At 59.3% G+C, this 13777-nt stretch carries 14 protein-coding genes, 2 tRNA genes and 1 pseudogene; 8 read left to right on the top strand and 9 right to left on the bottom strand.

Annotated elements, in window-relative coordinates; genetic code table 11:
- Window position 1: 1 nt before the first annotated feature.
- The 4 genes from gpt to KVY02_RS09420 all read right to left on the bottom strand — a co-directional run bounded on the left by gpt (window position 2) and on the right by KVY02_RS09420 (window position 3185).
- Complete coding sequence (gpt, locus tag KVY02_RS09405; protein WP_016914007.1) at window positions 2-481, bottom strand: xanthine phosphoribosyltransferase; 480 nt, start codon at window positions 479-481, stop codon at window positions 2-4.
- Between the two features lie 6 nt (window positions 482-487).
- On the bottom strand, window positions 488-1033 hold the full coding sequence (locus KVY02_RS09410) for an adenine phosphoribosyltransferase (RefSeq protein ID WP_039182221.1): 546 nt from the start codon (window positions 1031-1033) through the stop codon (window positions 488-490).
- Between the two features lie 34 nt (window positions 1034-1067).
- Complete coding sequence (locus KVY02_RS09415; RefSeq protein ID WP_218313416.1) at window positions 1068-2366, bottom strand: NCS2 family permease; 1299 nt, start codon at window positions 2364-2366, stop codon at window positions 1068-1070.
- 192 nt (window positions 2367-2558) lie between these two features.
- Entirely contained in the window at window positions 2559-3185 is a 627-nt protein-coding gene (locus KVY02_RS09420; protein WP_218313417.1) for a riboflavin synthase subunit alpha, read from the bottom strand.
- 462 nt (window positions 3186-3647) lie between these two features.
- Here KVY02_RS09420 and KVY02_RS09425 point away from each other — a divergent pair, with 462 nt between their 5' ends.
- The 4 genes from KVY02_RS09425 to KVY02_RS09440 all read left to right on the top strand — a co-directional run bounded on the left by KVY02_RS09425 (window position 3648) and on the right by KVY02_RS09440 (window position 6814).
- The gene (locus KVY02_RS09425) at window positions 3648-4691 is read left to right on the top strand and encodes a methionine ABC transporter ATP-binding protein (RefSeq protein WP_218313418.1); all 1044 of its coding nucleotides are present in this window, start codon (window positions 3648-3650) and stop codon (window positions 4689-4691) included.
- Window positions 4672-5325, top strand: a complete 654-nt coding sequence (locus KVY02_RS09430; RefSeq protein WP_026001709.1) for a methionine ABC transporter permease — start codon at window positions 4672-4674, stop codon at window positions 5323-5325. The genes KVY02_RS09425 and KVY02_RS09430 overlap by 20 nt, the downstream gene beginning before the upstream one ends.
- A 136-nt stretch (window positions 5326-5461) precedes the next feature.
- Window positions 5462-6256, top strand: coding sequence for a MetQ/NlpA family ABC transporter substrate-binding protein (locus KVY02_RS09435; RefSeq protein WP_081139016.1), 795 nt, complete (start codon window positions 5462-5464; stop codon window positions 6254-6256).
- A 90-nt stretch (window positions 6257-6346) separates the two neighbouring features.
- The gene (locus KVY02_RS09440) at window positions 6347-6814 is read left to right on the top strand and encodes a GAF domain-containing protein (RefSeq protein WP_218313419.1); all 468 of its coding nucleotides are present in this window, start codon (window positions 6347-6349) and stop codon (window positions 6812-6814) included.
- A 42-nt stretch (window positions 6815-6856) separates the two neighbouring features.
- Here the strand turns inward: KVY02_RS09440 and KVY02_RS09445 are convergent.
- Window positions 6857-6933 (bottom strand) — tRNA-Val (locus KVY02_RS09445).
- 20 nt (window positions 6934-6953) lie between these two features.
- Window positions 6954-7030, bottom strand: a tRNA-Val gene (locus KVY02_RS09450).
- Window positions 7031-7194: 164 nt separating this feature from the next.
- Here KVY02_RS09450 and KVY02_RS09455 point away from each other — a divergent pair.
- A pseudogene (locus KVY02_RS09455) lies at window positions 7195-7614 on the top strand (endonuclease/exonuclease/phosphatase family protein); the annotation flags it as partial.
- A 37-nt stretch (window positions 7615-7651) separates the two neighbouring features.
- Here the strand turns inward: KVY02_RS09455 and KVY02_RS09460 are convergent.
- Complete coding sequence (locus KVY02_RS09460; RefSeq protein WP_081139012.1) at window positions 7652-9028, bottom strand: class II fumarate hydratase; 1377 nt, start codon at window positions 9026-9028, stop codon at window positions 7652-7654.
- A 359-nt stretch (window positions 9029-9387) separates the two neighbouring features.
- Here KVY02_RS09460 and KVY02_RS09465 point away from each other — a divergent pair, with 359 nt between their 5' ends.
- Entirely contained in the window at window positions 9388-9762 is a 375-nt protein-coding gene (locus KVY02_RS09465) for a phasin family protein (protein WP_081139009.1), read from the top strand.
- A 100-nt stretch (window positions 9763-9862) separates the two neighbouring features.
- Here KVY02_RS09465 and hda read toward each other — a convergent pair whose 3' ends face one another.
- Complete coding sequence (gene hda, locus KVY02_RS09470) at window positions 9863-10567, bottom strand: DnaA regulatory inactivator Hda (protein ID WP_039182250.1); 705 nt, start codon at window positions 10565-10567, stop codon at window positions 9863-9865.
- A complete protein-coding gene (locus KVY02_RS09475) occupies window positions 10564-11667 on the bottom strand; it encodes an AI-2E family transporter (RefSeq protein WP_081139007.1) in 1104 nt (367 codons plus the stop codon). Before KVY02_RS09475 ends, hda begins: the two co-directional genes overlap by 4 nt.
- A 192-nt stretch (window positions 11668-11859) precedes the next feature.
- Between KVY02_RS09475 and purM the strand changes: the two genes are divergently transcribed.
- Complete coding sequence (purM, locus tag KVY02_RS09480) at window positions 11860-12939, top strand: phosphoribosylformylglycinamidine cyclo-ligase (protein WP_081139006.1); 1080 nt, start codon at window positions 11860-11862, stop codon at window positions 12937-12939.
- Window positions 12936-13679, top strand: coding sequence for a phosphoribosylglycinamide formyltransferase (gene purN, locus KVY02_RS09485; RefSeq protein WP_081139004.1), 744 nt, complete (start codon window positions 12936-12938; stop codon window positions 13677-13679). Before purM ends, purN begins: the two co-directional genes overlap by 4 nt.
- The last annotated feature ends 98 nt before the right edge of the window (window positions 13680-13777 follow it).

The raw sequence follows: 13777 nt of genomic DNA on the forward strand, positions 1-13777 counted from the left end.
GTTACTTCTTCATCTGGTCGGCGAGAGGCTCGACATAGGCAATGCCCATATCCCAGGGGAACTGAATCCAGCACTGCTGTGCCACTTCGGTCAGGTACTGATCCACCAGCGGCCGACCTTCGGGCTTGGCGTAGATGGTCACGAAATGCGCCTTGGGAAGCATTTCACGCACCGCACGCGCCGTCTTGCCGGTGTCGACCAGATCATCCACCAGCAGCCAGCCTTCGCCGTCGTGGTCGACGCCCTTCATGATGTCCAGGCCACCCTGGTTCATGTGGTCGTAGCTCTTGATGCAGATCGTGTCGATCAGGCGGATGTTGAGTTCACGGGCAATCAGCGCCGCAGGAATCAATCCGCCTCGGGTAATCGCCACGATCCCCTTGAAGTCACGCTCGATCAGCAAATGGCACAGCTGACGAACGTCACGATGAATCTGATCCCAGGAGACGGTGAAGTGTTGGTGGTAGCGTTCGCTGCTCATGGGGCGTTACTCGTCTTCATTAAAGGAACAGACCGCGAATACGCTGTAGCCCGCATCGCGAATTTTGGTAGAGCCACCCAGTTCAGGCAGGTCGATGATCGTTGCTGTCTCGACGACCTGGCCGCCGCAGCGCTGAATGAGGTTGGCCGCTGCCAGCATGGTACCGCCGGTGGCAATCAGATCATCCATCAACAAAATACGGTCATTCTGCTGAAAAGCGTCGGCGTGCAGCTCGACTTCCGAATGACCATATTCCAGCGTATAGGTCTCGCTGATCGTCTTGAACGGCAGCTTGCCCTTCTTGCGCACCGGCACGAAGCTGCAGCCCAGCTCATAGGCCAACGGGGCGCCAATAATGAAGCCACGAGCGTCAATCGCCGCGATGGCATCCAGGTTCATCTCCTGGTAGCGGTGCACGAAGCTATCGATCAGCTTGCGAAAGGCAGCGCTGTTTTGCAGCAGCGGAGTGATGTCACGGAAGTTCACTCCTTGCTCAGGCCAGTCAGGAACCGTGCGAATAACGGACTTAATGTAATCGCCGTAGATGCTCATCGCGTCTCTCATTGATTAGTCAAAATGCGGGCAGTTAGCCCAGGAACAGGAATTTTGCTGCAAACAGCAGCGCCAGCACCACCACTGCCGGGTTCAGATCACTAAACCGGCCGGACAGAGTCTTGATGGCAACGTAGCTGATGAAGCCCAAGGCAATACCCTCGGCAATCGAGAAGGTCAGCGGCATGGCCAGCGCAGCGATCAGCACCGGCGCGGCGTCTGTGGGGTCTTCCCAGTTGGCATGCGCCAGGCTACCCGCCATCAGCACCGCCACGTACAGCAGAGCGCCTGCCGTGGCATAGGCCGGAATGGAACCCGCCAGCGGCGCGAAGAACAGGCTGATCAAAAACAGTACGCCAACGACCACCGCCGTCAGACCGGTACGGCCGCCCGAGGCAATGCCCGCTGTCGACTCGATGTAACTGGTGGTGGTGGAAGTACCCAGCGCAGCACCAGCCATGGACGCCGTGCTATCGGCCATCATGGCACGGCCAATGCGCGGCAGCTTGCCGTCCTTGTCCAGCAGCTTGCCACGGTGCGCCACGCCCACCAGCGTACCCGAGGTATCGAACAGGTCGACGAACAGGAACGCAAAAATCACGCTCAGCATGGCCACGTCCAGCGCGCCCATCAGATCCATGGCCATGAAGGTCGGGGCGATGGAAGGCGGCATGGACATGATGCCACCGTACTGATTGTGGCCCAGCACCATGGCGGTGACGGTCACACCCAGAATACCGATCATCACCGCACCGGTCACGCGCAGGTAGGCCAGCGCGGTAATCACGAAAAAGCCCAACAAGGCGTAAATGGCCGGCGGCTGAGACAGGTCGCCCAGCGCCACGTAGGTCGCCGGATTGGACACCACGATGCCGGCATTTTTCAGGGCAATCATCGCCAAAAACAGGCCGATACCCGCCGCAATTCCCAATCGCAGCGACAGCGGAATCGAGTTGATGATCCACTCACGAATTTTGAAGATACTCAGCAGGAAGAAGGCCAGGCCTGAGAAGAATACCGCCCCCAGCGCGGCCTCCCAGGTGTAGCCCATTCCCAGCACGACACCATAGGTAAAGAAGGCGTTCAAACCCATCCCCGGGGCCTGGGCAATGGGGTAGTTGGCCCATAGCCCCATCACGAAACAGCCAATGGCCGCCGCCAGACACGTCGCCACGAACACGGCACCGTAATCCATGCCGGCTTCGGAAAGAATGCTCGGGTTGACGAAGATGATATAGGCCATCGTAAGGAACGTGGTGACCCCTGCAATCACCTCGGTTTTTACGTTGGTCTTCTGCTCGGCGAGCTTGAAGTAGTTGTCCAGAAATTTCATATCGTTTTTATCCTTCGCGCTTACGCTGGATGCGTCCCTTGGTGCGAGAAAAGCCGCACATACTACCGAAAGGCACTACGCGATGCGAGTACCCCCTGTGCAGCGAATGAAAGGGCGATAGCGCCCCTGTCTTATGCTTAGCAAACTTCAGGCCATAAGCTAACCGATTGGTCAACACAGGCCGATAATTTTCTACAGACGACTCGCCAACACCCGCTCCACGGTCTCCACGATGACCTGGGTTTGCGGGTCGATCTCGATATTGACCCAGTCCCCAACCAGTCGCTCCTTGAGCATGGTGCGCGACAGGGTTTCGGGGATCAGATTGACGCTGAACTCCACCCCTTCCCCCGTGCTGGCCGGTCGCACATCACCGACGGTCAGGCTGATACCATCTACGCCAATGTAGCCTTTCTCGAACACGAACCTGGCCATAGAGAGGGGCAGCAAGAACCACAGCCGACGATTGTTGGGGGCTTCCTCGATGGCCACGACCTTGGCCATACAGATGACGTGCCCAGACATGGAGTGCCCGCCAATTTCATCACCAAAGCGTGCGGCGCGCTCTATATTGACGCATTGCCCCACCTCGATTGCACCAAGATTAGTCAATCGCAGCGTTTCACGCATCAAATCGAAGCTGACCTTCTCACCTTCGATACGAGTAACGGTCAAACAGACTCCGTTGTGTGCTACCGACGCACCAATTTCCAGCCCCTCACGCAGCTCTTCGGGCAGCGCCACCACATGGGTACGAAACGCCTCCAACTCCAGCACTTCAACGACTTCGGCGATACCTTGCACAATACCGGTGAACATGGACTTTCCCTCTGTTGATTCGCCAGCGAACTGGCTCAAGCTGTAAAAATTTCCGCAAGCTTACACCCTATGCCCCAACCTTGTGCAGTGCAGGCCCGGCAAGTGCTTGAACAGCGTGTTTTTTGCTGCCCAACGCAGCCTGAAAAGGCCAAATTCAGAATCAAAAACCAAAAACAAGCTATAAAAAAGTGGAAAACTCTGTACAAGCACGCTTAAACATGAAATAGACCGTATTTAATTGACAATCCACCCACCTCTCTTTAGACTTTCGCCGCAAATGTAATGACGCCGATTTGTACCCAGATTGCGGGCGTCCACGCGGTCCCTGTAACCACGTGAAGTGCAGCTAAAAGGGTGTGTCCAGCGTTGATGGCCACCCGCAAGGGTGGTCTTTTTTTGTTACCCTCCCCTACGCTCGTCTCTCCCGCACTCCGTCTTCGGCCTAACATTAAGGCAGACGCTATGATTGAACTTAGCAACGTAAGCAAAACCTACGGCAGCGGCCCCAGCGCCGTTCACGCCCTTCAGGATGTCAATTTAACGATACCCAAGGGCAGCATTCACGGCGTCATCGGCCTATCCGGCGCAGGGAAATCGACCCTGATCCGCTGCGTCAACCTGCTGGAGCGCCCCACCAGTGGCAAGGTACAGGTCGACGGCCAGGAAATGACTCAGTTGAGCCGCCGCGACCTGAATCAGGCACGCCATCGTATCGGCATGATCTTTCAGCACTTCAACCTGCTCACCACGCGCACCGTCTTCGATAACGTGGCGCTGCCGCTGGAACTGATGGGCGAGAAGCGCAGCGCCATCAAGAACCGCGTCTTGCCACTGCTCGACATGGTCGGCCTGGCCGACAAGGCCAGGCAGTACCCCGCGCAACTCTCAGGTGGTCAGAAGCAGCGCGTGGCCATTGCCCGGGCGCTGGCCAGCAAGCCCAACGTACTGCTCTGCGACGAGGCCACGTCGGCTCTGGACCCGCAAACCACCAGCTCCATTCTGGAACTGCTGCGCGACATCAATCAGCAGTTGGGCATCACCATTCTGCTGATCACTCATGAGATGGAAGTGGTCAAATCGATCTGCCATCGCGTCAGTCTGATTTCCGGCGGGCGACTGGTAGAAAACGCCGAAGTCGGCGATTTCTTTACCGCACCAACCACCCAGCTAGGTCGCGAGTTCCTCAACGACTTCCTGCAGCTGAGCCCGCCCAAGGAGCTGCTGGAGCGCTTGCAAGCGCAGCCCGGCGAGCAGACCCACCCGGTGGTGCGGCTGACCTTCTCGGGCGATGCGGTCTCCACGCCGCTGATTTCACGCCTGGCGCGGGAGTGCAGCGTGGATGTCAGCATTCTGCAGGCCAAGGTCGAGTCGATTCAGGAGCGCACGCTGGGCTTGATGATCGCCGAGCTGCTGGGCACTCCGGCACAGACCGAGCAAGCCATGTCTTATCTGGAATCGCATCAACTACAGGTGGAGGTACTGGGTCATGTCCAGCGCAATGTTTGATCTCGTGTTACAGGCGACGCTGGACACCCTTTACATGGTGGCCGTGTCCGGCGTCATCGCCACGCTGCTGGGCCTGCCGCTGGGGGTGCTGCTGTACGTCACGCGGCCTCGGCAGATTCTGGCCATGCCGGTACTCAACCAGGCACTGGGCATCATCACCAACGTAGGCCGTTCGATTCCGTTCATCATTCTGATGGTCGCCATCATTCCTTTCACGCGAATGCTGGTCGGCACCTCCATCGGCATCAACGCGGCATCGGTCCCTTTGACCATCGCGGCCATCCCCTTCGTCGCCCGCTTGATCGAAGGCGCGCTCAACGAAATTTCGCCCGGCCTGATCGAGTCCGCCCAGTCGATGGGCGCCACGCCCTGGCAAATCATCACCAAGGTACTGATCCCTGAAGCACGCGGCGGCATCATTACCGGTCTCACCATCACCGTGGTGACTCTGGTGAGCTACTCGGCCATGGCAGGCGCCGTTGGCGGCGGCGGCCTTGGCGATCTGGGCATTCGCTATGGCTACAACCGCTTCAACCCGACCATCATGCTGATCACCGTGGTGATTCTGGTGGTCATGGTGCAAGGTTTCCAAAGCCTGGGCGACTATCTGGTTCGCAAAAGCGATCGCAAGTAGGCCACCGACGGCTCAGCGAAATGACATAGCTTTTAGCTTTGATCAGCATAGCCACATATAGCGAAAACGAATTAGACTTGCGTTTATTATTACCGCATCATTGCAACACGACTCATCACAACACTGGAGCAACGCCATGCAAAAACTCGTTATTGGCAGCCTGACCGCCCTGGCACTGGCCATCAACGTCGCCAACGCCGACACGCGCACCATCAAGATAGGCACGGTCGCAGGCCCGGAAACCGAAGTCATGGAAGTCGCGGCGCGCATTGCCAAGGAAGAGTTCGACTTGAACGTCGAAATCATCGAGTTTACCGACTACGTGACGCCCAACGCGGCACTGGCCGATGGCAGCCTGGATGCCAACGCTTACCAGCACGAGCCCTACATGCAAGCCATGATCAATGACCGTGGCTACGACTTCGCCATCGCTGGCTACACCTTCGTGTACCCCATCGGTGCTTACTCTGAAAAATACAGCAGCATCGACGAGCTGCCGGACGGCGCTCAGATCGCCCTGCCGAACGACCCTTCCAATGAAGGTCGCGCTCTGATCCTGATGCACAACGAAGGCCTGATCACGCTGAACGATCCGACCTTCCTGGAAGCCACCCCCATCGACATTGCTGAAAACCCGCGCGGCTTCCGCTTCCGTGAAATCGAAGCAGCGCAGTTGCCTCGCGTACTGCCCGACGTGGACATGGCCTTCATCAACAACACCTTTGCTCAGCCAGCAGGCCTCAGCCTGGATGACGCGTTGATCAAGGAAGGTCCCGAGTCCCCCTACGTCAACCTGATTGCCGTGCGTGGCGGTGACGAAGAGCGCGAAGATATTCGCCAGCTGGTAGACGCTTACCAGCGCGACGAAGTCATCGAGAAAGCCACCGAGCTGTTCAAGGGTGCCGCCGTACCTGGCTGGATCGAAGAATAACGCTACTGGCAGTACACGCTTTACCATCAGGCCAGCCGCAAGGCTGGCCTGATGCGTTTTAATCTCATGTGCCGACACCCGAGAAACAACATGACCACGATCGATTATGACCTGCTCAATCGACAGCTCGCAGCTCTGCTGGACACACGCGACTGGTTGACCAACAGCGCCCAGACCAGCGCGTTCATCCAGCAATCGCTGGAACAGCTCAACTGGGTAGGCTTTTACCTGCAGCGCCAGCCGGAAATACTGACCCTGGGTCCCTTCCAGGGCAAGCCCGCCTGCAACCCCATTCCGTTCAGCAAGGGAGTATGCGGCGCAGCAGCGCGCAGTCGCGCCACCCAGCGGGTCGACGACGTACACGCCGTAGCCGACCATATTGCCTGCGATGCGGCCTCCCAGTCCGAACTGGTCGTCCCCATCGTTCAGGATGGCTGGCTATGGGGCGTTCTGGATATCGACAGCCCTCAGCTGGCCCGCTTCAGCGCCCAGGACCAGGCCGGTATCGAGGCGCTGGTCGATACCTTCATTCGCCACACCGATCTGCCCCGCCTATAACGCAAAAAGCCCCGAGCAGTGCTCGGGGCTTTTTGAGAAATCTGGTAGGACCAGGCGGATTTGAACCGCCGACCTCCACGATGTCAACGTGGCGCTCTAACCAACTGAGCTATGGTCCTGAAACGTGGCTGCACATGATTGGTAGGACCAGGCGGATTTGAACCGCCGACCTCCACGATGTCAACGTGGCGCTCTAACCAACTGAGCTATGGTCCTGCTGTGCAACGGATGCGTATTCTACGGCTTTATAGCTGAATTGCAAGTCATTTTTACGTCTTCTTCTCTGCAAGGCTCTGGCAACCGCCTGAGCTGGAAGAATCATATCGACACTTGATAAACGTAACCACTAAGCTGCATCTACGTTAAATCGTTATATCATAAAGTCGCTGTGGCGCGACGCCGAGTTGCTATGGGTAGGGCAAGAAGTCCACGAAGAGCCTTTCCCCACCATCGTGGCGGGCGATCTCAACGATGTGGCCTGGTCGCGCACCACGCGGCTGTTCTGCAGGGTCAGTGGCATGCTCGACCCCCGGCGCGGCCGCGGGCTCTTCAGCACCTTTCACGCCCACTACCCTCTACTGCGCTGGCCGCTGGATCATGTGTTCGTCAGTGAGGAGTTTACGCTCACCCACATGGAGCGCCTGGAAGCCTTCGGGTCGGACCACTTCCCCATCCTGGCGACGCTCAGCTATCAGCCTGCGCGCCAGGAGGAGCACGACACTCCTTCCGCCAGTCAAGAAGAGCGCCAGGAAGCCAGCGCTACCATTGCGCAAGGCAAGAGCGAAGAGCAGCAGACCTGACCCCAAGCTGGCCTGAACCAGGCCAGAGCGATGGTGTTTACTGAGGGATCCCCCCGCGAGTGAGCACCGCCGGGTCCAGCAAGCGCTCCAGGGTCGCGCGATCCAGGTCGGTTTCTTCCTCGGCCACGTCAATGATGGGCCGACCCGCCTGATACGCTTTCTTGGCAATGGCCGCAGCAGCGTTGTAACCAATGACGCTGTTCAGCGCCGTGACCAGAATCGGGTTGCGCGCCAGCGGCCCCTGCAAATTGTCCTCGCGCACCTTGAAGGTGGCGATGGCCCGCTCGGCCAGCAGCGTGGCGGTATTGCTCATCAGCGTAATGGAGGTCAGCAGATTGGCCGCCACCAGCGGTAGCATCACGTTCAGCTGGAAGTTACCGCTCTGCCCGGCCACGGTCACCGCCGTATCCAGACCGATCACCTGAGCCGCCGCCTGGGCCGCGGACTCGGGAATCACCGGATTGACCTTGCCGGGCATGATGGAGCTCCCCGGCTGCAGCGCCTCCAGCTCGATCTCACCCAGCCCTGCCAGTGGCCCAGAGTTCATCCAGCGCAGGTCATTGGCAATTTTCATCACCACACAGGCAAAGCCGCGCAGCTGCCCGGACAGCTCCACGGCAGCATCCTGAGAGCCCAGGCTGGCGAAGAAGCTGTCGTTGGGCACCAGCGAAAGCCCTGTCTGTTGGCTCAGGTCCTCGGCCACCCGCTCGGCAAACCCCTCAGGCGCATTGATGCCCGTGCCCACCGCCGTACCGCCCTGGGCTAATCGGCACAGCCGCTGCTGGGCGCTGTCAAAACGTTCGATGGCCTGCCCTACCTGGCTGGACCAGCCGCCCAGCTCCTGGTCCATGCGCAGCGGCATGGCGTCCATCAAATGCGTGCGCCCGGTCTTCACCACGTGGGAAAGCGCTTCGGCGCGACGGTCGATGGCCTCTTTCAGCTGCACCAGAGCAGGCCGGAGCTGGGTATGTACCGCTATCGCCGCAGACAGGTGAATGGCGGTCGGGATGACATCGTTACTGGACTGCCCCATGTTGACGTGATCATTGGGCGTGATCTCGACCCCTTCACGACTGGCCAGGGTCGCCAGCACCTCATTGACGTTCATGTTGGTCGATGTGCCCGACCCCGTCTGGAAAACATCCACCGGGAAGTGCTCATCGTACTGCCCGTCGATCACCGCCATGGCCGCCTTTTCGATGGCTGCGGCGCGCTGTTCATCCAGCAGCCCCAGCGCCTGATTGCTGCGCGCGGCGGCCAGTTTGATGCGCGCCACGGCATGAATGAACGCCGCAGGCAACGGGGTGCCCGACACCGGGAAGTTGTTCACCGCCCGCTGTGTCTGGGCACCGTAAAGGGCTTCTGCGGGCACTTCCAGCTCACCCATGCTGTCTCGTTCAATCCGCGTGCTCATGGTGCTCTCCTTTTCCAATGGGCTCATCGAGCCCAGTTCGTTCATCGAGTTCGGTTCGCTTGTTAATGGCTGGCGTCGCCATCATCGACAAACAAATGATAATGATTATCCATAACCTTAAGTGTAGCGATGTTCCATGGATCGGTAAACAGCGTCCCCACAGCATGGAGGGCGAGAGGCCATTGCGCCATGTTGCACTGCACAAAAACAGCTGTTATGCTGCAAAGCAAGATAAGGTCGGCAGTTGCGAAAGTGGCTTCAGGAACGCGGTTGCTGAGCCTTGAATGTTGGATTGCCCTACTCGATCAGCAATCCGTTTGCCCAAGACTTTGCCCAAGACAAGGCCAGGAGATATCACCATGCGTACCTTCAACACCAACGAAATGACTCAGCAGTTCGACAACCTGTTCATGGCACCTGCCCGTGCTTACATGACCCTGAGCATCGACTACTCTGAAAAACTGCTGAATGCCCAGCTGGACGCGAACAAAGCGTACGTGGACACCGGCATCGCCCAAGTGCGTCAGCTGTTGAGCGTCAAGGATGCCGATGGCCTGCGCAGCTACATGGAAAGCCAGCAAAAAGTGGCCAAGGACTTGGCCGAGCGCGTCAAGGGCGACGCTGACAAGGTAGTATCGCTGCAGCAGGATTTCCTGCAGAAAAGCCAGAAGCTGACCGAAGACAACGTCAAGCAGGCTCAGGCAGCCGCCAGCAAAATGAGCAAGAGCGCCTGATCAAACGCCAGGCTGGTGGCACGTGAGTGAGGCCTGCCCAACGTAAAAAGCCCCGAGCACGCTGTGCTCGGGGCTTTTTCATGGCACCTGCCAATGATGTCTACCAGTTGAGTGCGCCTTTCACGAAAGGGATGGTCAGCTTGCGCTTGGCCGACAGCGACGCCTGATCCAGGGTCTCCAACGCCCGACACAGCTCGCCAAGCTCTCGGGGGCCGCGATGCAGGATATACCGCCCCACATCGTCGGGTAACTCCATCCCCCTGACCCGAGCCCGCAGCTTCAAGGCGGCCAGGCGCTCCTGGTCATCCAGCGGGTGAAGATGAAACGTCACCCCCCAGGTCAACCGTGAGGCCAGGTCCGGTAGCACGACATCCAGCCGCCTGGGCGGCGCATTGGCGGCGATCAAGAGCGCTTTGCCAGCGTCTCGCAAACGATTGAACGCATGGAACAACGCCTCTTCCCAACGCTTGCGCCCGATGACGTATTCGAGGTCGTCGATGGCCACCAGGTCAAGACGCTCGATATCCTCCAGCATCAGCGGCGGGAAATGGCCCAGGTCGGCCAACGGCAGGTAAAGGGCACGCTTGTCCTGATCCGACGCCGCGTGGCAGGCCGCCTGCAACAGATGACTACGGCCGCTGCCCGGCGCGCCCCAAAGATAGATGAACGGCTCGGCGTCTGGCGACAGCTGTTGCGTCAGATGCTGCACCAGAGCTGCATTACCGCTCGAGGGGTAGTAGTTGTTCAGCGTTGCGTCATCACGCAACCCCACCCCGAGCGGTAACTGTGCCGGCAATCGGCTCATGAAGACTCCCTTTTGTCCTGGAGACCCAGTTCGTGCGGCGGTAACGTCGGTTCCAGCGTCTCATCATACAAGGCACTGTTCTGGTAGCGCTCCTTGACCTCCTTGAGCAGCACCATGATGACCGAAGCCGCAGGCAAGGCCAACAGAACCCCGGTCAAGCCAAACAGGTTGCCCCCCGCCAAGACCGCAAAAATGACCGCCACCGGGTGCAAGCCAATCTTGTCACCCAGCAGCTTTGGCTGCAGCACGACGCTTTCGATGACCTGCCCCAGGCTGAATACCCCCAGCACCCCCAGCAGCGCCCACCAGCTATCGAACTGGAACAGCGCCACCACCAGGGCGCTGCTGAGCCCAACGATGAACCCCAGGAAGGGGACGATGCTGACCAGCCCGGAAATGACGCCGATCAACAGGCCAAAATTCAGCCCCATCAGGGTCAGCCCCACCGCATAGATGACGCCCAGACACAGCATGACCAGTAGCTGGCCTCGCAGGAACGCCGCCAACACCTCATCGCAGCGTTTGGCCAGCCGCGTGGCGTCATCGACCCAGTGGCGCGGAATCAAGTCGATCAGATTGTTCAGCAAACGGTTCCAGTCAAGGAGCAAGTAGAACGTCACCACCGGAATCAATGCCACGTAGGTCACCCACGTGGCGAAGGCCATGCCCGAACGGCCAATCTGGCCAAGCGCCTGGGCCAGGTAGCTACCGGCATCGCGCCAATTTTCAGCCAGGGTCTCCTGAACATTGTCCAGCTCGGAACGCAGATCATACCCCGTCCACGCCTGCACCTGCGGGGCCAGGTAGTTTTCCACCCAGTCGAACACGCCAGGCACCATCTCGCCAAGCTGCTTGATCTGCTGGATGACCAGCGGAATCAGGATCAGCAAACTGATGGCCAGCACCAGCAACAGAATGAGAAATACGCTGCTGACCGCCCACACCCGCTTCAGCCCCAGCCGCTGAAAATAGTTGGTCAGCGGGTCTGCCAGGTACGCCAGAATCAGTCCGGCAATGAAGGGCATGAGCACCGCATCCAGTAAATACACAACGCCAACCAGGGCCACCAAAAACAGGATGCCCCACCATGAATGTCGCATTTTATTCTCTCCTCCCTGGATACACGGTCAGCGTCAAGCAATGAATAGTAACAAAACCTGGCCTGCACGCACCTGATAACGTGTCCATCGGTGCGACTTACGTCGCGCAGTGATACAATCGCAGGCCGTTATCGCTCCGGCACTGGCAATTTGCCAGCACAATCGCTTTGCATAGGCTTCACAGGACCCGTCATGACCGAGACCTCCTCTTCCCAGTCGACTCCCTCTCTCAGCTACAAGGACGCAGGCGTCGATATTGATGCAGGCAATGCCCTGGTGGACCGCATCAAGCATGTGGCCAAGCGCACGTCACGCCCGGAGGTCATGGGTGGCCTCGGTGGTTTCGGCGCGTTGTGCGAGCTGCCTGCGGGTTACCGTCAACCCGTACTGGTCTCTGGTACCGACGGCGTAGGCACCAAGCTGCGTCTGGCCATGGACCTGGGCAAGCATGACACTATTGGGATCGACCTGGTAGCCATGTGCGTCAATGACTTGATCGTGGCCGGTGCCGAGCCGCTGCTGTTTCTCGACTACTATGCCACGGGCAAGCTGGACGTGGATATCGCCGCCGACGTCGTCACCGGCATTGGTGCAGGCTGTGAACTGGCTGGCTGTGCGCTGGTGGGTGGCGAAACCGCCGAGATGCCCGGCATGTACGAAGGCAACGACTACGACCTGGCTGGCTTCTGCGTTGGCGTGGTAGAGAAAGAAGAGATTCTGGACGGCAGCAAGGTCGCCGAAGGTGACGTACTGCTGGGCCTCGCCTCCTCCGGCCCCCACTCCAATGGCTACTCCCTGATTCGCAAGATCCTCGAAGTCAGCCAGGCGTCGCTGGAAGAGCAGGTGGACGGCAAGCCGCTGAGCGAAGCGCTGATGGCTCCCACGCGCATTTACGTCAAGTCACTGCTCTCGATGATGCGTGAAACGGAGCTGGCGGTGCATGCGCTGTCGCACATTACCGGTGGCGGCCTGTTGGAAAACATTCCCCGCGTGCTGCCCGCCCACCTGGCGGCACACATCGACCTGGCCACCTGGCAGCGCCCGGAAGTATTCAACTGGCTGCAAGCCAAGGGCAACGTCAACGAAACCGAAATGCACCGCGTGCTGAACTGCGGCATCGGCATGGTGGTGGTAGTGCCTGCGAGCCAGGCGGAGGCCGCCAAGGCACACCTGCAGGCGCAAGGTGAAACCGTGTACCAGATTGGCCACATCGTGGCACGCGAGGACGAGGCCGTGGTGCTGAACAACCTCAAGGCAGGCCCGCAGGCATGAGCAGTACCGAGTACAGCACGGATACCATCAACGACCTGACCCCGGAACCGGTGGGCGCACGCCGCGTGGTGGTGTTGATCTCCGGCAGCGGCAGCAACCTGCAGGCCTTGATCGACGCCCAGCAGCACGACCGTCTGGGCGGCGAGATCGTCGCGGTCATCTCCAACGAGCCGGACGCTTACGGTCTGAAGCGCGCCCACGAAGCGGGTATCGAAGCGGTGGCTCTGCCCCACCGTGAATACGATAGCCGCGACGCCTACGACGGCGCACTGATCAAGGTGATCGAACGCCATGAGCCGGATCTCATCGTACTGGCGGGCTTCATGCGGATTCTGACGCCACGCTTCGTACAGCGCTTCCTGGGCAAAATGCTCAACATTCACCCGTCGCTGCTGCCTGCCTACCAGGGCCTCAACACCCACGCCAGAGCCCTGGCCGATGGCGTTGCCCAGCATGGTTGCAGCGTGCATTTCGTCACCGAAGAGCTGGACGGAGGGCCGGTGGTCTTGCAAGCCGAGCTCGCCGTCACCGCCGACGACAGCGTCGAGACCCTCAAGGAGAAGGTCCACGCCCGTGAACACCTGATCTTCCCGATTGCCGTTCACTGGTTCCTTGAAGGACGCTTGCAGTACACCGCCGAAGGCGCACGCATGGACGGCCACCTGTTACCGCCCCATGGCATGCGTCTTTCCCATGCGGATGCCGCCGAAGAACTGGACGAAGAAGCCAACGACGCCTGACCCATCGTGGCATCCAACCCAAAACGCCCTGATGCATCACTGCATCAGGGCGTTTTTTATCCTGCCATCTGACAATGGCTGATCGCTAAGTCCTTCCC

Source organism: Halomonas sp. 18071143, from assembly GCF_019211725.1.
Taxonomy (GTDB): Bacteria; Pseudomonadota; Gammaproteobacteria; order Pseudomonadales; family Halomonadaceae; genus Vreelandella; species Vreelandella stevensii.